At 59.3% G+C, this 26898-nt stretch carries 15 protein-coding genes and 3 pseudogenes; 10 read left to right on the forward strand and 8 right to left on the reverse strand.

All coding sequences use genetic code 11. From position 1 onward, the window contains the following. The first annotated feature begins 164 nt into the window (after window positions 1-164). From napE to WLY71_RS10005, 6 genes are all read left to right on the forward strand, one after another. Window positions 165-332, forward strand: coding sequence for a periplasmic nitrate reductase, NapE protein (gene napE, locus WLY71_RS09980; protein ID WP_033059995.1), 168 nt, complete (start codon window positions 165-167; stop codon window positions 330-332). A 37-nt stretch (window positions 333-369) separates the two neighbouring features. Continuing rightward, on the forward strand, window positions 370-630 hold the full coding sequence (locus WLY71_RS09985; protein ID WP_347803423.1) for a chaperone NapD: 261 nt from the start codon (window positions 370-372) through the stop codon (window positions 628-630). Continuing rightward, a complete protein-coding gene (napA, locus tag WLY71_RS09990) occupies window positions 627-3131 on the forward strand; it encodes a nitrate reductase catalytic subunit NapA (protein ID WP_347803424.1) in 2505 nt (834 codons plus the stop codon). The genes WLY71_RS09985 and napA overlap by 4 nt, the downstream gene beginning before the upstream one ends. Window positions 3132-3142: 11 nt before the next feature. Then, window positions 3143-3628, forward strand: a complete 486-nt coding sequence (locus WLY71_RS09995) for a nitrate reductase cytochrome c-type subunit (protein WP_347803425.1) — start codon at window positions 3143-3145, stop codon at window positions 3626-3628. Between the two features lie 9 nt (window positions 3629-3637). Next, window positions 3638-4234: a cytochrome c3 family protein gene (locus WLY71_RS10000; RefSeq protein ID WP_347803426.1), complete on the forward strand. Its 597-nt coding sequence runs from the start codon at window positions 3638-3640 to the stop codon at window positions 4232-4234. Between the two features lie 64 nt (window positions 4235-4298). After that, on the forward strand, window positions 4299-5009 hold the full coding sequence (locus WLY71_RS10005) for a class I SAM-dependent methyltransferase (protein WP_347803459.1): 711 nt from the start codon (window positions 4299-4301) through the stop codon (window positions 5007-5009). On the opposite strand, the gene WLY71_RS10010 is transcribed toward WLY71_RS10005, so the two are convergent. The 5 genes and pseudogenes from WLY71_RS10010 to WLY71_RS10030 form a co-directional block, all read right to left on the reverse strand. Then, a complete protein-coding gene (locus WLY71_RS10010) occupies window positions 4978-5574 on the reverse strand; it encodes an eCIS core domain-containing protein (protein ID WP_347803427.1) in 597 nt (198 codons plus the stop codon). The two genes, WLY71_RS10005 and WLY71_RS10010, sit on opposite strands and share 32 nt — an antisense overlap. A gap of 95 nt (window positions 5575-5669) precedes the next feature. Further along, on the reverse strand, window positions 5670-5999 hold the full coding sequence (locus WLY71_RS10015) for a DHCW motif cupin fold protein (RefSeq protein ID WP_347803460.1): 330 nt from the start codon (window positions 5997-5999) through the stop codon (window positions 5670-5672). 751 nt (window positions 6000-6750) lie between these two features. Next, window positions 6751-7899, reverse strand: coding sequence for an L-threonine dehydrogenase (gene yiaY, locus WLY71_RS10020; protein WP_347803428.1), 1149 nt, complete (start codon window positions 7897-7899; stop codon window positions 6751-6753). Window positions 7900-8178: 279 nt separating this feature from the next. After that, window positions 8179-8925: pseudogene (locus WLY71_RS10025) on the reverse strand (tetratricopeptide repeat protein). Between the two features lie 156 nt (window positions 8926-9081). Then, window positions 9082-9807: pseudogene (locus WLY71_RS10030) on the reverse strand (helix-turn-helix transcriptional regulator). A gap of 199 nt (window positions 9808-10006) precedes the next feature. Between WLY71_RS10030 and WLY71_RS10035 the strand changes: the two are divergent. From WLY71_RS10035 to WLY71_RS10045, 3 genes and pseudogenes are all read left to right on the forward strand, one after another. Further along, window positions 10007-10960, forward strand: a pseudogene (locus tag WLY71_RS10035) (diiron oxygenase). A gap of 81 nt (window positions 10961-11041) precedes the next feature. After that, window positions 11042-11464, forward strand: coding sequence for an MAPEG family protein (locus WLY71_RS10040; protein ID WP_347803429.1), 423 nt, complete (start codon window positions 11042-11044; stop codon window positions 11462-11464). 287 nt (window positions 11465-11751) lie between these two features. Then, window positions 11752-11919 carry a hypothetical protein gene (locus WLY71_RS10045; protein ID WP_347803430.1) on the forward strand — a complete coding sequence of 56 codons (168 nt, stop codon included), beginning with the start codon at window positions 11752-11754 and terminating at the stop codon, window positions 11917-11919. 44 nt (window positions 11920-11963) lie between these two features. Here WLY71_RS10045 and WLY71_RS10050 read toward each other — a convergent pair whose 3' ends face one another. Beyond that, a complete protein-coding gene (locus tag WLY71_RS10050) occupies window positions 11964-13055 on the reverse strand; it encodes a DUF3616 domain-containing protein (RefSeq protein WP_347803431.1) in 1092 nt (363 codons plus the stop codon). Between the two features lie 338 nt (window positions 13056-13393). Here WLY71_RS10050 and WLY71_RS10055 point away from each other — a divergent pair, with 338 nt between their 5' ends. After that, the gene (locus tag WLY71_RS10055; protein WP_347803432.1) at window positions 13394-14062 is read left to right on the forward strand and encodes a polysaccharide lyase family 7 protein; all 669 of its coding nucleotides are present in this window, start codon (window positions 13394-13396) and stop codon (window positions 14060-14062) included. Between the two features lie 489 nt (window positions 14063-14551). Here WLY71_RS10055 and WLY71_RS10060 read toward each other — a convergent pair whose 3' ends face one another. Then, a complete protein-coding gene (locus WLY71_RS10060) occupies window positions 14552-15247 on the reverse strand; it encodes a tRNA (adenine(22)-N(1))-methyltransferase (protein WP_347803461.1) in 696 nt (231 codons plus the stop codon). Between the two features lie 742 nt (window positions 15248-15989). Continuing rightward, window positions 15990-26867, reverse strand: a complete 10878-nt coding sequence (locus WLY71_RS10065; protein ID WP_347803433.1) for a peroxidase family protein — start codon at window positions 26865-26867, stop codon at window positions 15990-15992. Window positions 26868-26898 lie beyond the last annotated feature (31 nt).

The following is a 26898-nucleotide window of genomic DNA, read 5'->3' on the forward strand; positions in this document are numbered from 1 at the left end:
ATACAGTGCACTTTGGTGACTAAATGAAGTAATGATTGAAAACGTTCTAACCCGTTGCGACCCCGGAGCACGGGTTAACAACCGTCGGTCTATAAAACCTCTGCCAGAAAACCTGCGAAAACTTCGTGATCTAGTCTGACTGCACGTTCGGCAGGAGATTACTCATGTCATTGGCTGAAGAACGAAAACCTCAGCGCCGCAAGGAAACCCGGCTTTTTCTCTTTCTTGTCGTCTGCCTCTTTCCGCTGCTGTCGGTCGCTATCGTCGGCGGTTACGGTTTTATCGTCTGGTTTTTCCAGATGCTGTACGGCCCACCGGGACCACCCAACTAACTAATAGCCTTTTCTGAAAGCCTATTGGAACCAGCGCATGGACCAAGCATTGCATATTGCCAGTCTTGTAGTACTTGCCAGGCCTGAATTGTTCGATGCCGTTAAAGCCAACCTGCGCCTGTTGGACGGCCTGGAACTGCATCAGGAAAGTGCTGCGGGAAAACTGGTGGTGGTCCTTGAGGCCGTACATGGAAGTCAGATCCTTCAACGCATCGAACAGATCAACAACTTGCCCGGCGTACTCAACGCGGCGTTGATCTATCACGAACTCCTCGAACCCGAAGGAGATATCGAATGAGCATGTCGCGCCGAGCATTCGTCAAGGCCCAGGCCGCCGCCATTGCAGCCGCCGCTGCTGGCCTGCCGATTATTACCGATGCCAGTAATCTGGTGACCGAAGCGGACATGGTCACCCTGGACTGGAACAAGGCGCCCTGCCGTTTCTGCGGCACCGGGTGCAGCGTGATGGTCGCGACCAAGGACAACCGCGTGGTCGCCACCCACGGCGACGTCAAGGCAGAGGTCAACCGCGGACTGAACTGCGTGAAGGGCTATTTCCTTTCGAAAATCATGTACGGCGTTGATCGCCTGACCCAACCGCTTTTGCGCATGAAGAATGGCCAGTACGACAAGCAAGGCGAATTCCAGCCGATCAGCTGGGAGAAGGCCTTCGACATCATGGAGCTGAAATTCAAGGAAGCCTTGAAGAGCAAAGGTCCCGGGTCGGTCGGCATGTTCGGCTCCGGGCAATGGACCGTGTGGGAAGGCTATGCCGCCAACAAGCTGATGAAAGCAGGCTTTCGCAGCAATAACATCGACCCCAACGCCCGCCATTGCATGGCCTCGGCGGTGATGGGTTTTATGCGCACCTTTGGCATGGATGAGCCGATGGGGTGCTACGACGACATCGAAGTCACCGATGCCTTCGTGCTCTGGGGCTCGAACATGGCCGAGATGCACCCGGTGCTCTGGAGCCGCGTCACCGACCGCCGCCTGAGCCAGCCTCACGTGAAAGTGGCCGTACTGTCGACCTTCGAACATCGCAGTTTCGAGCTGGCCGACATTCCCATGGTGTTCAAGCCGCAAACCGATCTGCTGATCCTTAACTACATTGCCAACCACATCATTGAAAACGGCGCGGTGAACCAGGACTTCATTACTAAACACACCCGATTTGCCCAAGGCGCTGACGACATCGGGTACGGCCTGCGCCCTGACGATCCACGGGAAATGAAGGCAAAAAATGCCGGCAAGGCCAACACCTGGACGGATATTTCCTTCGAACAATACGCCGCGTTCGTCAAACCTTACACACTGGAGCGAACCGCCAAGGAGACGGGAGTCCCGGCCGAACGGCTCAAGGCCCTGGCCGAGTTGTATGCCGACCCCAAGCGCAAGGTCGTGTCGTTCTGGACCATGGGTTTCAACCAGCACACTCGCGGCGTCTGGGCCAACAACCTGATCTACAACATCCATCTGCTCACGGGCAAAATCAGCGAGCCGGGCAACAGCCCTTTCTCACTAACCGGCCAGCCGTCGGCCTGCGGTACGGCGCGCGAAGTCGGGACCTTCTCTCACCGCTTGCCCGCCGATCTGGTGGTGACCAACCCCAAGCACCGCGCCATCGCCGAAAAAATCTGGAAGCTGCCAGCCGGCACCATTCAGGAGAAGCCTGGTTTTCACGCGGTGGAACAGAGCCGTATGCTCAAGGACGGCGTGCTCAACGTTTACTGGACCCAGGCCAGCAACAATATGCACGCCGGACCGAACATCATGCAGGAAGTTCTGCCGGGCTGGCGCAACCCGGATAATTTCGTGATTGTCTCGGATGTCTACCCCACCGTTTCCGCCCAAGCCGCCGACCTGATCCTGCCCAGCGCCATGTGGGTGGAAAAGGAAGGCGCCTTTGGCAACGCTGAACGGCGTACGCAATTCTGGCATCAATTGGTGACCGCACCGGGGGACGCCAAGTCGGACCTGTGGCAGTTGCTGGAGTTTTCCAAACGCTTCACCACCGATGAAACCTGGCCCGCCGAGTTACTGGCCAAGTCTCCTGAGCACAAGGGCAAAACCCTGTTTGAAGTGCTTTACAAGAATGGCCAGGTTGACCAGTTCCCGGTCGAGCAAATGGAAGCCGGATACAAAAATGATGAAGCCAAAGCGTTTGGCTTCTACCTGCAAAAAGGTTTGTTCGAGGAGTACGCCCAGTTCGGTCGCGGACACGGGCATGACCTTGCCACGTTCGACCGCTACCACAGCGAACGCGGACTGCGCTGGCCGGTGGTGGACGGCAAGGAAACCCGCTGGCGTTACCGCGAAGGGCTGGACCCCTATGTGGAAAAAGGCAGCGAGGTGCAGTTCTACGGCTACCCGGACAAGAAAGCGATCATCTTCGCCCTCCCCTACGAGCCGCCAGCCGAAGCCCCGGATGCCGATTATCCATTCTGGCTGAGCACCGGACGCGTCCTTGAACACTGGCACACCGGCACCATGACCCAACGCGTCGAGGAACTGTACAAAGCGGTGCCGGACGCGTTGGTCTACATGCACCCCGAAGATGCCAAGGCCTTGAAGGCGCGGCGTGGCAGTGAAGTGAAGTTGATCAGCCGACGCGGTGAAATCCGTGCACGCATCGAGACCCGCGGGCGTAACAAGCCGCCTCAAGGACTGGTTTTCGTGCCGTTTTTCGATGCCAACAAGCTGATCAACAAAGTCACGCTCGATGCCACCGACCCGATCTCCAAGCAGACCGACTACAAAAAATGCGCGATACGAATCGAGTTGATCAGCGTGGCCTGAGGAGAACCGTCATGCCTTTGCGAATCCTGCCGTTGCTCCTGCTCGCTGCGATTGGCGTGGTGATGGCTGCAGAAGTCAATTACCCCCTCGATGCACCGGGGCCGGATGGGCGCCGGCCCGGTGGCACCTTGACCCAGAGCATGCCGGCCCCGCCCATTGCCAATGAAGAAAACAAGGACCTGAAGCGCGAACGCAACTACCCGGACCAGCCTCCCACCATCCCCCATACCATTCGCGGTTATCAGATCGACCAAAACGGTAACAAGTGCCTGTCCTGTCACAGCCGTGCCAACAGCGCGCGGACCCAGGCGACGATGATCAGCATCACCCACTACATGGACCGCGACGGCCAGGCGCTGGCGGCGGTGTCACCGCGCCGGTACTTCTGTAACCAATGCCACGTGCCGCAAACAGAAGTGCTGCCCTTGGTGGGCAACAGCTTCGAAACGATCGACAAGATATTGCAAGACGACGCCAACGCCGCGCAGAAACCTTGAGGAGGCAACATGAAAGCACTGTTCGCCCTGCTTAAGGATTACTGGGGCATTCTGCGTCGTCCGAGCCTTTACTACAGCCTGGGCTTTCTGACACTTGGGGGCTTTATCGCCGGGATCATTTTCTGGGGTGGCTTTAACACCGCACTGGAGCTGAGCAATACCGAAAAATTCTGCATCTCCTGTCATGAGATGCGTGACAACGTTTTCGTCGCGCTGAAGGACACGCTTCACTACACCAACCGATCCGGCGTGCGCGCCAGTTGCCCGGACTGCCACGTCCCCCACGAATGGACACACAAAATCGCGCGCAAGATGCAGGCTTCAAAGGAGGTGTGGGGCAAGATTTTCGGCACCATCGATACACGCGACAAATTCCTCACACTGCGTCGCGAACTGGCCGAACATGAGTGGGCAAGGCTCAAGGCCAACGACTCTCGCGAATGCCGTAACTGCCACAACTTCGAGTTCATGGACTTCACCCGCCAGAGCAAGCGCGCTTCTGCCATGCACTCAACTTCATTGGCCAACGGTGAGGCCACCTGTATCGACTGCCACAAGGGCATCGCTCACAAGCTGCCCGATATGAGCGGAGTGAAAGGCTGGTAAGGATTTTTCGATCCACCCGCACTTGTCCTATCCTTTTATCCAACCCACATCTCCGGTCACCGACATGCCCACCCCCGAATCCACCCTCCTGCAAAGCTGGCACCACAACGCCCAATCCTGGATCGAAGCCATCCGCACCGGCGCCATCGAAAGCCGCCTCAAGGTCACCGACCAGGCAATCCTGCTGGCGGTGCGGGGCCGCCAGCCCGAGCGCGTGCTCGACCTGGGCTGCGGCGAGGGCTGGCTGTTGCGCGCGCTGACTGAACGGGGCATCAATGCGGTCGGTGTGGATGGCGATGCGACGCTGCTCGAGGCTGCGCAGGCGGCGGGCTCTTCGCCGGTGCATCTGGCGAGCTATGAAGAGTTGGTGGAAGCAAAGGTGGACATCGGCCGCGACTACGACCTGATCTGCGCCAACTTCGCCCTGCTGCACCAGGACATAATCCCTCTGCTCGCCGCCATGAACGCCCTGCTCGCCCCTGGCGGCGCGCTGGTGATCCAGACGCTGCATCCATGGACCGCGGCGGCGGGCGACTATCAGGATGGCTGGCGGGAAGAGACCTTCACTGGGTTCAAGGGGCAATGGCAACCCATGCCGTGGTATTTCCGCTCCTTGTCCAGTTGGCTCAATGCACTGGACATGGCCGGTTTTCAGCTGGCCGCCCTGCAGGAACCGCAGCACCCGCAAAGTCCTGTGCCGCAGTCGTTGCTGTTGGTGGCCGAGCAACGGGGTTCGCTACTCGTCAGTAATTCCCTTCCCGCACCCACCGCCTGACCTCAGCCTGTATGGCATAAGCCGGCGCCTCCACAGCATTGAAATCCTGTGTATACCGCTGGGCAAATCCTTCTACCCCCCATTCCTGATACTGCTGCACATGCTTTAATTCGTGAGCCCAGAGCGCGACGTCCTGTTCTGCGGTTTGAGCGTCCCGGAAGAGGATGATGTCGATCAGCGTCACGGCACCGACATCGGGATTTTGCAGCATGGCAGTGGCGGCGCCGAATTGGCCGTTGTCGCTCACTTTGTAGCGCGCGGCGTCGAGGACGCTGGGGTCGTACCAGCGCAGCAGTTGTTCCCGGATGTGCGGCGGAATGGGTTGGATGCCGGCGCTGGCCGCATCAGCGCGGGCTTGGGTCAGCCACAGCGCCAGGGCCGGTGCCGCGATCTGATAGATGTCATCAGACAGGGGACCGAGCAGCGGTCCTACGTCTGGCAGGCAGATGCAGCCATCCAGGCACACTTGTGTCTCGCCAGCTGGGCAGTCGTTGGTCTGGGCTGGCACGTCAAGAGTCAGGCAAAGAACAAACAGCGCCACCAGGCGCGTGATGATGGACGGCATTGGCGCTCCAGGGACGGACGCAGCGCGAACAGTGGGTCCCGATTGATCGACGATCCGCATGGCTTTAGCGTAGTCCCGAACCAAGCGCCCCAGCGTTAATCCACGACGAACAACTTGGCACCGGTGGTGCTGAAAGATCGATGCCCCTCAGCGTTGCTGCCCACCTGATAACTCATCCCGGCGGTGAGCGTGAACTGACGACCATCCTCCAGTTCCGTGTGCAACTCGCCTTCCAGGCACAACAGGATATGACCTCTCCAGCACCAGTGATCGGCCAGATACCCGGGACTGTATTCAACCATCCGTACACGCGTTGAACCAAACTGGCAGGTTCGCCAATAGGCGGTACCCGTCTGTCCAACATACTGTACAGGTTCGACAGTCGACCAATCGGTCGTACCAAAGGGAACAGCCGTCAGATCCATCGTTGCCTCATCAATGAAGGAGTGTCTGTGGACCGTACCCATCCAGTACGCCTTTCGATAGACACAGATGCCCCGCATTTATGAGATACAGGGGCCCACTCAAGCATGATAGCCAGAGGCAGTTTTCGGCCAAAAGCCACCAGTGGATGGAGCGATGAAAAATGAGAGCTAAGCTTCCTTCTACTGTCGGGCTTATCACCCCACTGCGGCCTATTTAGAGTTAGCCCTTCACAACAGCCTCGGAGGGGAGCCAATGAAACGCTTCGTAATGCTCATAGCGATCTCTTTGCTTACCACTGCTTGTCAGAGCACAAATGATAACGGCATCACCCGACTTGATAATTGTGTCTGCTATAAATCGTCCGAGGGACAACAATTGCAATCATCACAAATGGCATGGAAAGACCCCGAAACGTTGCAGAAACAATTCTCACATTGCATTTGCCGAGCCTTAGTTGACCTGAAGAAGGTCAGTGATCCCAGTATATATTTCGTTCCCGGAACCGAAATAAGAACGGAGCTGAAATGAAATACGTGTTGTGGTCTAACAGACTTGGCTTTCGACGTATTCAGTGAGTTTTCACACAGCCTCGTCAGTTTGCAGCCGCTCGCGACAGGCAGCAATCGGCCCAGGCAGAGCTACAGGGCTTGCCGGGGTTCAAAGTCGAGTAACCCGTGAAGAACCCAAAAAAAGCCCCGCACTTCAACCGAAGGCGGGGCTTTTGATCTGGCTGGCGTCACTTCACATCGGTTACATCGCGGTATGGAAAATCTGCTCGATCTCGTCCTGATTGGCAGGACGCGGATTGGTAAAGCCGCAGGCATCCTTCATGGCATTGGTTGCCAGGATCGGGATATCGTCCGCCTTGGCGCCCAGTTCGGCGAGGCCGCTCGGAATTCCGACATCCGAAGACAGTTTACGGATAGCGGTGATGGCCGCGGCGGCGCCTTCTTCCGCATCCAGATACTGGGTGTCGACACCCATTGCGTTGGCGATGTCTTTAAACCGGGCCGGGCATACGCTGGCGTTGAAGCTGGCGACATGGGGCAGCAGGATCGCATTACAGACGCCGTGGGGCAGGTCGTAGAACCCACCCAGTTGGTGCGCCATGGCGTGGACATAGCCCAGCGAAGCATTGTTGAAGGCCATGCCGGCAAGAAATTGCGCGTAGGCCATATTTTCCCGGGCGGTCATGTCGTCACCCTGGGCAACGGCAGTGCGCAGGTTGGCCGAGATCAATTCCACGGCCTTGAGTGCACAGGCATCGGTGATCGGCGTTGCCGCAGTCGACACGTAGGCTTCGATAGCGTGGGTCAGCGCGTCCATGCCGGTGGCGGCGGTCAGGCCTTTGGGCATGCCTGCCATCAGCGAAGGATCGTTGACCGACAACAGTGGGGTGACGTTACGGTCGACGATGGCCATTTTCACGTGCCGGACTTCGTCGGTAATGATGCAGAAACGGGTCATTTCACTCGCCGTGCCAGCGGTGGTATTGATCGCGATCAACGGCATCTGTGGCTTGGCGGATTGATCCACGCCTTCGTAATCACTGATGTGCCCGCCGTTGGCGGCGCACAGGGCAATACCCTTGGCGCAGTCATGGGGTGAACCGCCGCCCAGGGAAATAATGAAATCACAGTCACTGCGACCAAGCAGCTCAAGACCACTCTCGACATTGCTGACCGTCGGATTCGGTTTGGCGCCATCAAACAGGGTGGAGTTGATGTCCTGCAGGGCCAGAAGGCTGGCTACCTTGGCGGCCACGCCGGCTTTGGCCAGGCCTGCATCAGTGACGATCAAGGCTTTACGGAAACCATATTTGCGGATGGCGAGCATCGCTTCGTCGAGACTGCCAATGCCCATCATGTTCACGGATGGAATGAAGAAGGTGCTGCTCATGATAAATCCTCTTTTATTCTGGAAACCCGGAAATCAGGTGAGGTCTTCTAGTCATATCGCAGGCTGTGAGGCGGGGCTGACTGTCATCATTGACGGAGTTCAGCGGGAGACGTGCTGCATCAAGTGTTCAGGCGAACAGTGTTTTAAGATGCAGAGGTGGATGGGCCATCGCAGCCGGTATCTTTTGATCATGGGATTGAGCCTAACCCTATGACGCCAGACTGGAATGGTCCTTTAGCTTTCATTGGCACCTCCTTTAGTACTGGGAGGTAATGCCCCTCAACCGCGCACCAGGTAGGCTCCTGACGGAACCCGATATCGCAGCTTCTTGCAGCTGCCGGGTGCGGGCTGATGCCCGGGCGGGCGATCAGGAAACCAGATTCGGCATTTACCCGGAGGCGGCCAATGGCCGCGGGGAATTTCAACCTCATCGTACGTGGGTTCTGGCTCGACGGAAGCCACTGGCAATTCTCCTTCGGGCCGTGGCCTGCCAGCCGTCGGCGAATCCGATACCCTCTCTGCCTTTGCGCTAGCGAAGTTGCCGGCGGTGGGTTGTTCAGCAGCGGCCATTTCTGCTTCGCGACGCCTTTTGGCCTCCTCTTCGAGCCCCTTCTGTACTGCGACCAGGCCCTCTTTGGCGTTGGGTGAGGTACTCGAAGCCTTGGCCTGCTGCGCCGCCTGGATCAATTGGAAGTTGCGGTTGCGTAACTCGACGTTGCGACCAACCCGCATGTTCGAGCGCGCCGCCAACGTTTCTGCCTGCTGGTACTGCCCCTGCTGAAGACGCAACACACCGAGATAATGCAGCGTCGCGGGATTGTTCGGTTGGATATGCAGGGCACGCTCCAGCGTGGCAGCGGCTTGGTCCAACTGGCCATTTTCATACTGCCGCGACGCAGTTTCGATTAGCGTGGTTGATGCGCTGTTACTTTGCTAGGGCGCCTTTCGCTCGGCAGCAACCGAGCAAAGCGACGCGACGGCGCAGAACGCCAGGATGAGACTCGGTAGAAAACTCTTGGTTGGCATCAGGGGGAGGACTCGACTGATCTCGGACGGCACTGCCGTAAAACAGGCCACCAGCGCTGCTCGGCATCTCCGATACAGGGCCCCTATTGACCTGGCCAGTACCCTGAAGTTCCCGCTGCAACGGGCACTGCGGATGGCGTGGAATCCGCAGCCTTCTCATGCTGATTGTCTGCGCCAGGTGCCGGGTGATGTACCGAACTGGCGTTTGAATGCGCGACTGAACGCAACTTCGGATTCGTAGCCAACTGCAAAGCCAATTTGCGCCACATTACCGCGACCTTCGCGCAGGTGTTGAGCCGCCACGTACATACGCCAGAGCGTCAGGTACTGCATCGGTGGCTGTCCGACCAATGTCGTGAATCGCTCCGCGAATACCGAGCGCGACATGCCCACTTCAAGCGCCAGGGCTTCTGCCGTCCAGCCCTCGGTTGGACGAGCATGGAGCAGCGCCAATGCACGCCCGATATGCGGATCTCGCAAACCCGCCAGCCACCCGCGCCGTTCAGCCGGGAGGCTCGCGACATACTGGCTGACGGCTTCGACGAACAGCAATTCGGATAGCTTGGCGATCTGAATAACTTCGCGCGCCGACATGGGCGCAATGCTTAGATCACTGCCAAAAGTATGAACGTCATTGCGAGGAAGCAGAATGAGTTCGCCTGCCCGTACGTCGAGGGTGGCGCCATCGTCGATTCGTAATTGCATGTGCCCCGCCGCGACAAAATGCGACGCAATGATATGTCGAGGTGCCGCCAGGAACGGTTTGCAATCGTCTGCAGAGATTCTTCCACTGATGCATCAGGGCGCAGTGAACTCCGCCTCGAAGAAGACCCCTCCAGACAGCCGAATCACACGCAATACATCAGATAGCGCATCCAACAATTGCCAGCCCTCCTTTCCGGAGTCCAGAGCACGTAATCAGGCGCACTGGTCATTCACCGCCTGAACTGCGAGGCCCAGATTAGCACCAACGCGGACACAGTGATCGAGACGATCCCCTGACGCTTCACCGATGGTCATTGACTCCCGCGTTAACCGTAATTGGCCCATTCCAACTCGACCACGGAAGCCGGAGATCAATATGAACACCGCAGCTACCCTACCCCGCTCAGATTCGGGCAACGCCGCCCGTTATGCTCAAATCGTCAGATCATCGAAGAAAGCGGAATGGCAGATCGATCGCGATTTGCTATAGGACCGCAGCTTGGACTTCTCGCGCAAATTCTTGCCCGACGGACTATCGCGGATCGACCGTCTGACCTTTCTCGCCGCGGACGAGGCGCGCCTGCTTAGCCAGATTCAGGGCCGAACCTATGCGTATATCTTTGGCCTGGTCGAGCGTTTTATCAGTGCCAAAATGCTCGATCAAGGTCGGGCCCATGTATTTGACGATCAGCTCGCACTCGAAGCGCTGGTGCGCTTTTCCAACGACGAGATCAAGCATCAGGAGCTGTTCCGGCGCATTGAGACGATGATGGGTACGCAATTGCCAGCGGGATATCGTCCAGTTGCCGATCCAAACGATGTGGCGCGCGCGGTACTTGCGGCCAGCACCTGGTCGGTGCTGGCGCTGACCTGTCATATCGAGCTGTTTGTCCAGACGCACTACGTGCAAAGCATCGCCCCGCGCGATGAGTTGTGCCCACTCTTCAAGGATGTCTTCAAATTTCACTGGAAGGATGAAAGCCGGCACGTCGTACTCGATGAACTGGAGTGGGAGGCGGAGCACGCGAAACTCTCCCCGGCCGCCCGAGACCAGGCAGTGAACGATCTGATTGCGCTGGTGGCGGCGGTCGACGCAATCCTGCAGGCACAATCGGCATCCGATGCCGACTACTTTATTCGAAATGCTTCACGATCGTTCAGTGTCGATGAGACAGCGCAAATCAAAGCCTCCGTGCTGAGCGCCTACCGCTGGCAATACATTATCTCGGGCGTGCAGCATCCACACTTTGGCCGGCTGCTTACGTGCATGACAACGCCAGCACAGATGTCCAGGGTTCAGACCGCACTGGCACCCATCATGAACCATTGATCGACAGGCCGCGGCCGACCACGCATCGGCCGCGCGGCTGTGGAATGACGTGCTGAAAAAGATTGATTGAGGATGGCAGCCATGACGATTCCGATGTGGATGCTGCTTGGATTTGCGACCTGGACTTTACTGTTGTTGATGGCAACCGTCGGGGTGTATCGATGGGTCAGAATCTTGTTCTCGAATGTTCCGATTGCTTCTTTCCGAAGCGATCAGCTCGAAGGCGAGGATTGGTATCGGCGCGGGACAAGAGCACACGCGAACTGTGTGGAAAATCTGCCTGTCTTTGGCGTCATCGTGTTCGTGATTTCAGCCCTTGGTGTCGACGGCCCTGCAGTGAGCTACTTGTCCATAATCGTCCTGATCGCTCGCGTGTGCCAGTCTCTGGTTCACGTATCCCATGTGCAAACCGATACGTTCGTGGCGGTTCGATTTACCTTCTTTTGCGTGCAGTTGGTCTGTTTTCTCGCACTCATTGTTATAGCCGCTTGTTACGGCGCATGAATACTCAAATAGAGGGATGAGTTCAGGCTTGGTCCTGCAAATCAACATTTCGCTCGGACGCGCCCCTGGCGAGTCAGTGGTTAGATTCGATCCAGACTATCTACGGCGCGATTGGCAGAAAACGCCCATTAGCGGTCACTGGTTGCGTCTCAAATCCGCCATCAGCAAACGTCCACCCAACCCGCACAACCCGTCATTACGCCTGCTGACGTTCTATTCAGACGCTTCATTGCCTTCGGTGACTGGATGGCCCGCTTGATTCGCGACGGGGTAACGAGGTAAGTCAATTGGACGGTGAGATCGATCCCGATGCCGAGCGCGGTAATGAAGATGACTTCTGGCTAGGACAGAGCCGTCAGATCAAATGCATGGGGCAACACCGCGCTGAAAAATACGACGGCCTTTGGATTACTCAGAGTCAGCACGGTTCCGGCGAGAAGGCCCGCGCCTGCTGAGCGCTTTGGTGATCTACAGGCCGCGTTGACGTCGAATTGCGTGGCTAATCCAGGATGAACAGGTCCCCTTCCACATCCGTATCGCCGTGTTTACGACTCTGCGCCGCAGAGTCGTAGACGATCAGCAGAGCCTCCCCAGGCTGCTCGCCCGATTGGAACAGACACATGCCCTCAGCGTGATCGTTGCCTTGCCCGAAAGGCACCTCCAGCACCTTCTCCAATTGATCGGTGAAGACCACGCTTTCCTCGTCGGACGCGAAACCGCCGCGCCAGCGGAAGACCGTTACCGGACCGTCCTGCTCCATGGTGGGGCCCGCCAGGATCAGCAGATCGTCACCGCGGGTGCACAGGTCACGCAAGCCCAGGCCATTGAGCGCGAAAAAGTGCTTGCGGTAGCGGCGCCCATCCGGACCGATCTTCTTCAGCACCAGCGTGTCAGACGAGGCGTCGTTCAGCTCGGGTTCGATCTCCAGCAACACGGCCCAGCCGCGTAGAACCGGTCCACGCAGCCCCAGCAGAAGGCGCGAGCCGATCACCACCAACCCTTCGATATCGAAGCCGTTGTCCTTACCCGGGATACGCAGGAAGTCGCGTAGCTGAGGATCTTCAGCAATGGCCGCGGTCAGGTCGTTACCGACTTCGTTGCCCTGCAACTGCGCCGCCGTACGTCCATCGGCATCCACTTTCCTGGCGAGTACATAGCTGTCGTTCTGCTGCACCACAGGGATGCGGGCCAGCAGAAAGCGATTGCCGTCCGCCTCTACCGTCGACAGGCGCTTGATATTCTTCTGTGCAGAAGTGCCGGCCTCGGCCTTCTTGCGCTTCAGACTATGGGAGCCCACCACCCAGAGGTAACCACTGTCATGGACATAGGCCAAGCCCTCGATATCGATCTCGGCGTCTTGTTTCGGTAGGGGCAGATCCAGATATTCCAGGAGTGGAAATGAATGGTGCTCGTCGCACCTTACGCCACCGCCGGGCGCAGCATCCTGGATTTTCAGGCGTTCCAGGCTCGTGGTTTCGTCGTTCGCCACCCAGAGTGTGTCGTCAATCTGCAGAGCGACCGAAAGGCCATCGCGCAACGACGCAAACGCCGGATCAAAGCTCAACAGCGCAAAATTGCTTCGGTCGCTCATGAGCGGTCTCCTGTCTTTATGGCGCGGCGCGCCGGTTATTCAGAACCAGATTCTGCGCGTGTTCTTCGTCCAGTGCATGCACTCGTCCTGGCCGACCGGTCCACCGCTGTTCGCTGCCGCTGCTAAGCCAACCCGCAATAGTTCCGTCAACTCCCAAAATAGCCGACTAACGGTTACCCCCGTGGGCACAAAGCCTGCAACAACTCCATCGACGGACATTTGACGTCAATCTACCGCCATACGAATTTCCTAATCAGCAGACCCAACTGACACAGCTCAATAGCGCGGGTTCGAGCGCAACTGTGGCTGCAACAGTCCCCGCATACAGGATTCTTGACATGATCGACCTCGCCACCTGGAATTTAAGCATCCCTGAAGGCAGCCCACCGGCCACCATAGAAACGCCTCGACTGGCGCAAGGGTTCAAGGGCCAGTATTTCAGTTCTGAAGCCGCTACCCTTTCCTTCTGGGCACCTGTGACCGGTTCCAGGACGGCCAACGCCATTTACCCGCGTAGCGAGTTGCGGGAAACCTATAGCGATGGAACGCTGCGCAACTGGCAGTATTCAGCGGCGGATAACACCTTGCGGGCGAATCTGGCCGTCAATCAGGTTCCGAGCACCGGCAAGATCGTGATTGGCCAGATTCACAACAAGGACAGCAACAGCCCCATGGTGAAGCTGGAATACCAGTACAAAACATCGACTTCGACGGGAAACATTGTCGCCAAGGTGCGCATGCGTCCCGACGATGAAGAAGGCCAGGTGATTACCATTGCGACGGGTGTGCCGCTCAACAGCAACTTTTCCTACCAGATCCACCTCAGCCCGAAGGGCGCGCTGGGCATCAGCGCAGCAGGATACAACTGGAGAACCACCATCGACCCGAGCTGGAAGACCAAACCACTGTATTTCAAAGCGGGTGCGTATGTGCAGGACAACACCGGCTATCCCACCGAGGGCGGAAAAGTGACGTTCAGGATGCTGGAGATCCATCACAAAATTTAGTCGCTTCTTTAGGTCACTACCGTTGGCACGCCGGTCCGAAGGGTGAAGACTTTATTGGATTTCCCCGTCGATCGGCTACCAAGTGACTAGCTGTCAGTGAACTCAACCGCGCAGGCGGCAGATGCCCTCGAAGCTAACGGCCAAAAAGCTGGCTTGCTCAGCCTAATGTGTACTGCCTGAACTGCATCGACTCGAGTACAAACACACCTTGCGGTTCCCCGCTCGGTGATGGACTCGTTTTCTGGTGTTTCCGCACACCATACCGTTCTATCCGGTCGCCATCCCAATATTGCGACCTTGATGAACGCCCGGCCTGCTGGGTAGCAAATGACGCGGATAACAATTTCAAGCAGTACATCCAGCATCGAGTCCGATAGGAATGCTCATTTACAACCAGTAAAGTCGAGCGCGACCCCGGCCGTTCCTCGCCTGTTTTTGGTTTGCCTGATTGCCGCTCGGCGACTTTTGCGTACAAACTCTGGACCGGGCTCAAGCCAGCAGCTCGGTGATCCACCGGGCCTGCCGGGCGATGTCTTGCACTTTCTCCTCGGGCACGGCCTGCCGCGCACGGGCGAAGTGGGTCAGGGTCTTCTGCTTCTCGCGCAGCATGTGCTGCCACTTGATCAGGAACGCCGGGCTGCGTGCCTGCATCTGCAGCGGGCCGAAGTAAAGCTCCTCGGCGGTGTACATCACCGGCTCGGCGCGCTCGGCGACGATGATTTCGTAGTCGAAGCGATTTTCCCGCAGCAGTTCCTCGCAGAGGATGCGGTAGCCATTTTCCATCAGCCATTGGCGCAGTGGCTGCTCGCCGCCGTTGGGCTGCAGAATCAGGCGCTCCTGGCCGCTCAGACGTGCCTTGTCGCTGTCGAGGATGTCGCGGATCGTCTCGCCGCCCATGCCGCAGATGCTGATCGCCGTGATCCCGTCTCCCGGCTCGATCGCCGCCAGACCATTGGCCAGGCGCACGGTGATCCGCTGGTCCAGGCCGTTCTCGCGCACGGTGCGTTCGGCCGAGCGGAACGGCGTCAATGCCACCTCTCCGGCCACCGCCGCCGCGATGGCGCCACGGCGCATCAACGCCACCGGCAGGTAGCCGTGATCCGAGCCGATATCGGCCAGGCGCGCATCTGCTGGCACATGCGCTGCCACGCGCTCCAGGCGCATGGACAATGTCTGTTCGTTCAACTGCAGTTCCTTTTTCAGTGTCCGCATCAGGTCGATATCAGCAGGTCGCGAAAGGCGCAAGCACGTACCTCAGCCATAAGCGGACAGAGCGCGCCAGAATCGTCCTCCAATACCAACCAAAGCTACCTGCAATATTGCCATACCCACGTCGAGAGAAATCCCCCATAAATGGGCTGTATAACCCGCATCCTGTTTCAACTTTTTTGATGGAGAACCAGCCACAGAATCAGGCTGCCCCGCCGGCGGGGAATTATAGGCTGTTTAGTTTTTTGGCATAGAGAATGCTGTGGGTTCACTAGCGCATGAATTGAGAGTTTGAAGCGCTGTTACCACGGGAAAAACAACTTTCCTGGGGCACTCCGTATACCTGCAACCGTTGCCTTGAAAAACACCTGCGCCGCAGATCAGGCGCGCATTGCTCGCCCTTCTGAGGAGTCACTTTCATGCGCGTCGAACCGCTAATCCTCACGCTGGTACTCATTCTTTTCATTTTTGCGATAGGGGCAGCCTGGAGTCTTATCAGCTTGTTCAGCAGTTAAGAGTCAGTGGGAAGCATTCATCACGTTTGGGTGACAGGTGGCGGGTGTGTCGAAAACCGATTAACAGAAACAGGGTGAGCAGGCCGAGGACGGTGGTTCACCCATTTTCAGCTCAACAAACAGCCAGTTTTGTAAAAAAAAGGGAGGGCATCCATGCCCTCCCTTCCGCTTTCCACGCGTCTGCAACAGTACTGATCAGGATCTCAAGTGGCGAGAATGAAGTCTGAGGCAGTGACGGTTGTTGCATCGGCCACACCGACCAGGCGGATGGAGTCAGGTCCTGCGTAGCTGAGCAAGGTATCCGCACCGACATCGGTGATGATGACGCTGCCGGCAAAGGTCGCAGCAGTGACGCCGAACGCGGAAATATCGAGCCGGTCCTGGCCTCCCACCGCGTCGGCATCGAAGCCGATGATCTGATCGGTCCCGAAGCCCGCTGCGAACATGAAGATATCGTTGCCACTGCTGGCAACCATCATGTCGTTGCCGGCACCGCCAGTGACCGTATCGTTGCCAGTACCGCCATCGATAAAGTCATTGCCAGTGCCACCGTTCAGGGTATCCGTGCCAATGCCACCGAACAGTTGGTCGTTGCCGCCGCCACCATTGAGGGTGTCATTACCCACCCCGCCGGTGATGACGTTGTTCAACCCGTTACCGTTACCGAAGAAGTTGCCGACTCCGGTGTAGGTCAGATTCTCGACATTAGCGCCCAGCGTGTAGCTGGCCAGCGAAGTCTGCGCGGTGTCCGTACCGCCACCCGCCACCTCGACCACCACGTCTAAGGCTGCATCGACGACGTAGGTATCGTTGCCGGCGCCCCCCAGCATCCGGTCAGCACCTGCACCGCCATTGAGGAGGTCGTTACCCACCCCGCCGGTGATGATGTTGGCCTGCGCGTTTCCGGTACCGGTGAAGTTACCGGCGCCCGTATAGGTCAGGTTCTCGACGTTGGCACCGAGCTGGTAGCTCGTCAGGCTGGTTTGCACCAGATCGGTACCACCACCCAGCGCCTCAGTGACAAGGTCACCGACGTTGTCGACCACAAACGTGTCGTTGCCGGCACCGCCGGTCATGGCATCCGCGCCGAGCCCACCGTTGAGGGTGTCGTTGCCGTCCTCGCCATTGAGGACGTCGTTGTCGTCTCCGCCGTTGAGGATGTCGTTGCCAGTGCCGCCAAACAACTGGTCGATACCGGCCAGGCCATTCAGCGTATCGTTCCCGCCCAGGCCAAGCAGCACATCGTTTCCTAGGGTGCCGGTGAGGGTGTTCGCCAACTCGTTGCCCTGCAGCACCACGCCCAGTGCCGCAACCGCCACCGTCGCCGCCGAGGTCACCGATTCCAGCGTACCGAAGCCATCGGTGTAGCGCACGATCACTCGCAGTTGCAGATTGACCTGCGCCGCACCAGGGGTGAAGGTCGCAGCGGTCGCGCCGTTGATGTCGGTGAAGGACGCGCCGACACCTTGCTGCCACTGGAAGCTGAAGGTGCCCAGCCCATCCGGATCGGCAATCCCAGCCGTCAGCGCGGTCAGCACCTGCCCTTGATCCGGTGTCGTATCGCTGATCAGCAACGCACCTGTCGGTGCATCGTTGACGTTAGCCACCGGCCCCAGGATGTTGGAGGAAACGCTTTCGGCCGCACCGAAGTCATCCACGTAACCGACCACCACGCGCACTTCCTGCCCGACCTGAGTCTGGCCAAGCGCGAACGTGCTATCGGTAGCGCCGTCGATGTTGACAAAACCAAGCCCGTTGCTCGCCTGCCACTGGTAGGTGAACTGCGGATTGCTCAGGCCATCAACGTCGATGATGCTCGCCGGGTCAGCGGTCAACAGCTGGTTCTGCACGGCAAGCCCGGTTACGGTCGGCCCTTCAGTCGGTGCATCGTTGACGTTGTCCACCGGCCCCAGGATGTTGGATGAAACGCTTTCGGCCACACCGAAGTTATCCACGTAACCCATCACCACGCGCACTTCCTGGCCGACCTGAGACTGGCCAAGCGCGAACGTGCTAGCGGTAGCGCCGGCGATGTTGACGAAGCCCAGCCCGTCGTTCGCCTGCCACTGGTAGGTGAACTGCGGATTGCTCAGACCATCGAGGTCAATGATGCTCGCCGGGTCAGCGGTCAACAGCTGGTTTTGCACGGTAAGCCCGGTTATGGTCGGCCCTTCGGTCGGTGTACTGTTCCCGGACGAGTCGACGATCTCCAGCGTACCCTTGGCATCCTGGTACACCGCCCGGACGCGGATGTTCAGACCCCCCACATCGTCCGTCACCCGGTAGGTGGTGCCGCTCGCCCGCGATGCCTCGCCAGCGGCGACGAAGGTGATGTCGTCATAGATGCCCGAGCCGGCAATGGTTTCAACCTGCCAGTAGTAAGCCACCCCACCGGTCACCGCGCCGGTCGGATTGGTCACGCTTTGGTTGTCCGCGTCGTGTACCGCCCGATCACTGACGCGCAACAACTGGCCGGCGACAGGCGTATCGTCACGCACACCGGTGGCAGCATCGAGGATTGCCAGATGACCCGATGGGTCGTTGTTTTGAGCGGTGCCCACTCCGGACGATTGCGCCACGTCAGCGAACTGCAGACGCTCGATACCCGTCAAGCGATCGACACCATCACGCCCCGCCACCGAGTCGGTCACAATGACCGTGTCGCCATCGATCTCGACGCCGTATTCCCCCGCAGTACCGGAGAACAGAGCGGTGTCGAAGCTGTCGGTGCCGGTCAGAATCTCCCGCACGATGACCAACTGGCCCGGGTTGTAAGTACCGTTCAGCATAAACGGCACCAGTGGCTCCATGCTGTTGAACGTGGCGATTTCCGCGCCAGTGCCATCAGCGTTCGCCCGTACGCTGATGCGTACGTTCAGCCACTTGTCACCGTCGATGATGTCGTCACCACCGCGACCTTCGATCAGGTCGCTGCCGCTACCGCCGAGGATGATGTTGCCGCCGTCGAAGAACGTCGCTCCGGCGGGCAGCAGATCAGCGAGGCCGTCGATCAGGTTGATGTTGGTCAGCACACTGCCGGTTGCACCCGCAGTGGGCAGCGAGGTGGCATCTTCGTTGTCACCGCGCAGGAAGTCACCGTGGGACGAACCCGACAGACCTTCCATGATGTCGAAACGCACCTGCGCCGAAGCACCCGAACCCGGTACCGACGGAACATTGAAAAAGCGGTCGGTGAAATCGATGGTCACGCCCTGTGCGAGCCCCTTGAAGGTTGCCCAGTCATAGCCTGAGCCGCCGATATAGCGGTCACCCAGGCCGAGACTGCCGACCATGATGTCGTCGCCGCCTTCGCCGTTGAACTTATCGTTCTCGTTACCGCCGATGAACACATCGTGGCCGATTATAGGGTCGTTGCCGAGCGGGTCGAAGTTGTCGCCAGGCGCACCGTCCGAAGTGCCCTTCTCGATCCAGTCGTCGCCTTCGTTACCCATGTCCTGTTCGTTGGCTTTGCTGCCCAGGATGAAGTCGTTGCCGTGGCCACCGATGGCCTCGGAAGCGTCTTCACCAGTCACGATGAAGTCATTACCGAACCCGCCAATGATCAGGTTGACGCCGTTGCCACCGTGCAGCACGTCGTTGCCGTCGCCACCCTGGATGTTATCGTCGCCGCCGCGGTCGCTGATGATGTCGTCGCCGGCACCACCGCGCAGTTGGTCGTTGCCGTCACCGCCTTCGATGCGATCGTTGCCGCCGTCACCCCAGACCGTGTCATCACCTTCACTCGAAACGAGGATGTCTGCGCCGTTGGTACCGCCTAGCACGATGTGCTCTTCACCCGAGTACCGGATGTAGTTGGCGTCCGGCCCCGCCGTCAGCGGGTTGTCGCGGAACACCACCTGCTCGCCGTTCTCGCCAAGCGGATCGGCGTTGCCCAGGCCATCGTTGTACTGCTTGCTCTGGTCCCTTTCCAGATAGAACCCAGGGTCCGAGAACACCAGACCCGGCAAGTGCGTGGCCGAGGTGTTGGCCATGATCAGCTTGGCGAACGAGTTGCTTTCCAGTTCGGCGTTCATCGACAGGCCAGCGGTACGCTCCAGGTAGTAGAAGCGGTCACCGTCCTGCAGTTTTTCCAGCTGGTTCTCGAACACGAAGTTGAACGTCGAGCCCAACATGCCGCCGAACGGAGTTTTCTCTTCGGCCAGGCCGCCGATCCACAGATCGATGGCATCGACCCCCGTGACAGTCACACCCTTCAGATCGTCGGCAGTACCCAGCAGCCCATCCTTGCCAGCCCGCGTCACGTTGGCCCAAGTGCCAGTGCCGTTGAGGAAGTCCAGACGGTCAGCCGGCGCACCCGTACCACCAAATACCAGCGCCAGGGCTGCAGCGCGTTTGCCTTCCAGCGTGGTCGCCGCCGTGATCGTGTCATGAGTGCCATAGGCCGCGATGAAGTTGATCAACGACTCTGGATGTTTGAGGTGCTGCACCAGGTCGACCCAGCTGGTGTACGGCTTGAGTTGGGTATCACCGGTTTGGCTGTAGATGTCGCGGCGGACCGCATTGAGCGAAGGAATCCCCACGTCGCGGCCACGGGCGATATTGATCGCCGGCAGGTCAAGCGGCAGGCCGAGCAGGTTACTGCGCAGCGCCTCGGTGACGAACTCGTCGATTTCGTTACCGGCTTGCCGAGTCATCCCACGCACGATCGCACTGGTCGCATCCTCGGGCGTTACCCCACTGGCGGCGTACGCCAACGGGTTGAGGAACGCCGCGATCAGGCCGAGTTGCTGATCAGGATCAGCACTGTTCGGATCGCCGACCACGTTGAAATCGACGTCGAAGCGATCGACGGTCTCGGTCAGCATCGAGTGGCCAAACCGGTACACGGTGTGGGCGAACTCGGCGACGATAGAGGCATCGAGGTCAACGTCATAGACCTGGGTCGGTGCGAAGAACAGGTCGACGTTAGGCTGGATGGTCCGGGCAAACTCCTCGAACACCAGGTGCTGATACTGCATCTCGGTGCCGAACTTGGCAGCCTGGAACAAGCGCTCGCCATTCCACACCAGCGCATCGATCTCCGTCTGGTTGGCGGGCAACACGCTCACCGGAGTCAGTAGCCACTCGTTGAGGAAGGCCAGGTCACCCGAATCGAGCACGGTGTCCTTGGTCTGCGCGACCAGCCGATTGTGCTCGGAGTGGAAGATCGCATGCACCGCGGTCAGGCCGATGTTCTCGTTGACCCGGCCGTCGCCAGCAATGTAATGCGCATCGAGCAACTCGTTGTCGTAGGCCAGGTTGGCCCCGGTGTGCGGATTGAACGGCACTGCGTTGCCAATATCGTAATCCGCGTCAGGCACGAGCACGCCACTGCTGAACACCGGCGCTGCATTGTGGGCAATGTCGGCGAGGAACTGGTGACCGGTGCGCACCGCATTGGTCAGGCTAATGGGGGAAAGCGGATTGCCTTCGACCAGAACGTCATCAGCCGTGCCGCCCAGACCGTCAACCCCCTTCATCACGACCATCGGGAAGCCGTTCGGCCCCTTGATGAAATTGCCATAGGCGTCGGTCGCCAACAGCGGGGAGTTTTCGACGTCGGCGTCGGTAAGGCGGATACCCAGAATATCGTTGGCCTGCGCCTTGACCACTTTCCAGGTCGCCATGCCACCGATTTCGCTGTCGTCTGCAGTCCCAAACTTGCCATCCGCCCCCAGGTCACGGTTAGTGATCAGCCTGCCGGTCGCGATGGGGCCATTGTCGGTAAGCTCATAACCGCGCAGGAACACCTGGTGTGATGGGTGCGAGCTGTAGGTCTGGTTTTGATCCACGAACGGCGAGGTGGTGTTGGTGTGCTCATGAATGTCGTCGGCCGTGCCGAGAACGCCATCCGCCCCTGGCTGGTTGGTCGCACGGGTCAGCACCATGAAGTTGGTGTGGCCGCCTGGCACATACAGCGGATCATCCGGTTGCAGCGGAATGAAGATGGTGCCCGAACCGCCTTTGGTCAGCAGGTCCAGCCCATGATCGAAGAACTGCCCGAAGAAGGTCATCCAGGCGTTGAACGGCGCGGACAACCCCGCATCCGCCGTGGTGTTCTCGAACAGGTACACATCGTGGTCGTCGGCAGTACCGAACTGACCATCCATACCAGGGCTGGCGACTATCCGTGTGCCATCCTTGAGCACGTCGTCGTTACCCACCTCACCGAAGTTGAGCACACCGTCCGCACCCGGGTCGTAAGCCGTGGCATAGGCCGCCGGGTTGTTCGACGTCTGGTCGACGATCAGATTACTGATGGTGCGCGGTTGCGAGTCAAACACGTAGCCGCTGGTCTGCTGATACGACGATCCCGGAATGGCCGGCGAGCCGGGGCCGAAGAAACCGGCAGGCGCACCTTCCGCGGGATTGAAGACCGGATCGGTCACGCGCGGAAAGACGTTATCGGCGGCGCCAAACTCGGTGTTGTTGATGCCGTTGTGGTTCATCAGGTTGTTGTTCGAGCCATCGACCGAACGCAGGCCCAACGGCGCGCGGATATTCGGGATCAGCGAAAGGATGTCCTGACCGGCCGCGTCAGCCTCGGCAATCTTGATCTGATCAAGGATGAAGTTGAGGTCGGAGCGGACCATGTGAAGGCCCTCGCCGCCCGCGGTAGCATTGACAACGGGTGTCTGGGCCGTCGGCACAACCGGCGCGCCGGGTTCCACCACGGCAGTCGGCTGCGAGAACAGCACTTCAGTCGTGCCATGACCATCCTGATAGATCGCCTTGACCCTCAGTGACAGCCCGGCCAGATCAGGCGAGACCTTGAAGGCGGTGCCGTCTGCGCTCTGGAATGCCAGGTCACCGGCAGGCAGCAGAATGATGTCTTCGAAAATGCCGGTGCCCGGGTCGGCTTCGAACTGCCAAAAGTAGGACACCGAGGCGTTGTTGATAAAACCCTGCAGATTACCCACCGCGATGTTGTTGGCATCGCGCACCCCGGCCACGCTCACCGTCAGCGTGTCGCCCACTGTGATTGCGCCGCCGTTTCCATCCGTGAGGTTTGGTCTGCCGAGCGGTTGTGCATTCAGCCCCGGCACCAGCACTTGCTGGGTATCGGCGAACTGCAGGCGTTCGATATGCAGCAAGGTATCGGTGCCGTCGCGCCCCACTTCGGTATCGGTCACCGTCCAGACATCGTCCGCCACATCGGCCGTGCCGCGGGTGTCACGCGTCACCACATACTCGGACTGAAGCCCGGAGAAAATGGCGGTGTCAAAGGCCGCCCCGCCCGTCGAGGTGCCGGGCAGGATTTCCCGCACGGCCTTGAGCTGACCCGGGTTATACGTGCCATCGATCATGAACGGAATCATGTCGACCATGCTGTCGAAGCTGGCGATCTCGGGGCCGGTATGATTGACGTCACCGGCGTCATAGACCGCAATCCTGACGTTGAGCCATTTGTCGCCATCGATCAGATCATCACCACCTCGGCCCTCGATCAGGTCACTGCCATTGCCACCCAGGATGATGTTGCCCGTGGCAAAGCCGGTGGTCGGCAAACCGGCGTCGACCAGAAACTGCTCCAGTCCACGGATCAGCGCCACATTGGTCAGCGCACTGCCCGTGGTGCCACCGTGGTCGACGATAGTGACCGCGTTAACATTATCGCCCTTGAGCACATCGCCGAATTGCGAACCAGACAAGCCTTCGACCTCGGCAAAACGGTCGAGGATCGAGGCCGGCGAGGCGCCGACCGGATTGAACGGCCCGTTGTTCTGGTTTGGTGCGTTGCCGTGTGGCTGCGCCAGCGCAGCCATGGTCAGGTCAACGGTCACGCCGACCCGGTCATTTTTGTGGGTTACCCAGTCGAAACCGGACATACCGTCCATATTGTCCTGGGCATCGCTGCCGACAAAGATGTCGTCCCCACCCTCGCCGATCATTTCGTCGAAGCCACCACCACCGACAAAGATGTCGTTGCCGATCGTATCGTCAGTGAGCAACGGCGAGGCGTTATCGCCAGGCGCGCCGTCCTGGGTGCCTTTCTCGATCCAGTCATCGCCTTCGTTGCCGGTAGCTGGCAGGTTGGTCTTGGCACCGAGGATGAAATCGTCACCCTGACCGCCGAAGGTGGTGCTGACGTCTTCGGTGGTGATGATGAAGTCCTGGCCATCGCCCCCCAGGATCAGGTTGCCGCCAACCAGCATGCTGCCAGCCACGATCACATCGTTACCGGCATTGCCTTCCAGACGGTTGTCGCCGAACGAGTCGGTAATGATGTCATCGCCCGCACCGCCCAGTACCGCATCGTTCCCGGCGCCGCCTTCGAGGCGATCGTTGCCGCCGTCGCCGTAAAGGGTGTCATCGCCATCACCGGAGACAATGATGTCATTGCCGGCGGTGCCACCGAGGACGACATGGTCTTCACCGGTGTATTGCAGATAATTACTGTCCGCGCCAACAGTGTTGGGGTTGTCGCGGATCACCAGCGGCACGATTTCCACGCCGTTGATCATCAGGCCGCCCGTCGGATCGGCTTTGCCGTCCACGCCAAGGTTAGTGAACTGATTGGCCTGATTCACTTCGAGGGTGAACGTCGGCGTCAGGAACACGGTGTTCGACAGGTGGGTGACATCGGTATTGAGCATGATCAGCTTGGCCAAGGAGTTGTTTTCCAACTCGGTGCCGAAGTTCAGGCCCGCGACGCGCGACAGATAGTAGAAGCGGTCGCCGTTCTGCAACGCCTCCATCTGGGTCTCAAACACAAAGTTGAACGACGAGCCGAGCATCCCGCCGAACGGCATCTTCTGCTCGGCGAGGCCACCGACCCAGAAGTCGATGTCGTCGACGCCCGTGATCGTTACACCCGTCAGGTCATCTGCGGTACCCAGTACCCCGTCCCTGCCGGCCTTCGTTACGTTGGCCCAGGCACCGCTGCCGTTGAGGAAGTCCAGGCGGTCAGCCGGCGAACCGGCACCACCGAACACCAGCGCCAGGGCAGCATCGCGTTTGCCTGCCAGCGTAGTCGCGGCCGTAATGGTGTCATGCGTGCCATAGGCCGCGATGAAGTTGACCAACGACTCGGGGTGTTTGAGGTTGTCCGCCCAGTCAGCCCAACTGATGTACGGCTTGAGTTGGCTGTCACCGGTTGATTGGTAGAACTCACGCCGCGCCTCATTCAACGTGGGGATGCCAGTGTCGCGACCACGCGCCAGGTTCAGGGCCGGCAAATCGAGCGGCAGACCGAGCAGATTGTTACGCAACGCTTCGGTGACGAACTCGTCGATCTCGTTGCCGAGCTGGCGGGTCACACCGCGAATGATCGCTCCTGCCGCTTCGTCCGCGGTAGCCCCGCTGCCGGCGAACGCCAACGGGTTGAGGAAGGCCGCGATCAGACCGAGTTGCGAGTCCGGGTTGTTCGGGTCAGTGAGGAGCGGATTGAACTCGGGGTCGAAGCGATCGACAGTCTCCGTCAACATCGAGTGACCAAAGCGGTACACCACGTGGGCGAACTCGGCGAGGATGGCCGGATTGATCGAGGTGTCATAGCCGTTGGGGGCAAGGAATTCGTCGATCTGCGGCTGAACGGTCCGCGCGAACTCCTCGAACACCAGGTGCTGGTACTGCATCTCGGTGCCGAACTTGGCGGCCTGGAACAGCCGTTCGCCGTCCCACACCAATGCTGCGATTTCGGCGAGTGTGGTCGGTATCGCGGCCACATCGTCCACCAGCCACTCATTGAGAAACGCCAGATCGCCGGCAGCAAGGATGGTGTCCTTGGATTGCTGGACCAGGCGGTTGTGCTCGGAGTGGAACACATGGTGCACGGCGGTCAGACCGATGTTCTCGTTCGCCCGGCCATCGCCGGCAATGTAGTGAGCGTCGAGCAGTTCGTTGTCGTAGGTCAGGTTTTTGCCGCCCGCGCCAACGGGCCGCGCATTGCCGATATCGGCGTCAGCATCCGCCTGCAGAACCCCGCCGACGGCTACCGGCGCGGCATTGTGGGCGATGTCGTCGAGGAAGCCATGCCCGGTGCTCACGGCGCTGGCCAGACTGATCGGAGCATCCCGGTTGCCTTCGACCAGTTGCGTGACGTCATCAGCCGTCCCGGCGATATTGTCAGCGCCGTTACTGATGCGCATCACCACCTGCGGCATGCCGCTCGAGCCCCGCATGAAGTTGCCATACGCATCGGTTGCCAGCAGCGGCACGCTGTGCACATCGGCGTCGGTCAGGTTGATGCCGAGAATGTCACGGGCCTGGGCCTTGACCACTGCCCAGGTCGCCATGCCGCCATTTTCGCCGTCGCCATCATCGGCCGTGCCGTACTTGCCATCGGCGCCGAGATCGCGGTTGGTAATCAAGCGTCCCGTTGCAACAGGGTCACCTGCCGCGTTGAGGACATACTCGCGCAGGAACACCTGATGCGAGGGGTGCGAGCTGTAAGTTTGGCTTTGGTCCACGAACGGCGAGGTGGTGTTGGGCTGGCCATCATCGCTAGTGCCGAGAATTCCGTCCGCGCCGGCCGTACGCACAGCACGTGACAGCACCATGAAGTTGGTCGGACTGCCCGGCACGAACAACGGATCGTCTGGCTGCAGCGGAATAAACACAATGTCGGTACTGCTCTTGCTGAGCAGGTCGAGGCCGTGGTCGAAGAACTGGCCAAAGAAGGTCATCCACGAGTTGAAGCCGGCGGTCAGACCAACGTCCGGCGACTGGTTGGGGATGAAGAACACTTCCTTGTCGTCGGCCGTGCCAAACACACCATCGAAACCTGGGCTGATCACCGGGTCGGCACCGCCGTTCGCCGCAACCGCGGCCGGGTTGCTGGCGGTCTGATCATTGATCAGGTTACTGATAATCCGTGGCTGCGGGTCGATCACCGACCCGGTCCCGGCATAGGCCGCTCTATAAGAGGCATCCAGCAGGCGCAGGAAAGAATTGTCCGCGGCGCCAAATTCGGTTTGCCCGGCGACCAGGTTGTTGTAGCTGCCATCGACGGTGCGCAGGCCGAATGGCACCTGACTGTTGGGTAGCAAATCACTGAGGCTGGCGCCGTCGGCATGGGCTTCTGCGATAAAGATTTGTTTGAGGATGAATTCCAGGTCCGACCTGTTGAAATTGGCCATTTTGATTGCCCTCGATCTCTTTGGGGAAGGG

It is taken from the genome of Pseudomonas rossensis, assembly GCF_039888995.1.
GTDB classification, from domain to species: domain Bacteria; phylum Pseudomonadota; class Gammaproteobacteria; order Pseudomonadales; family Pseudomonadaceae; genus Aquipseudomonas; species Aquipseudomonas rossensis.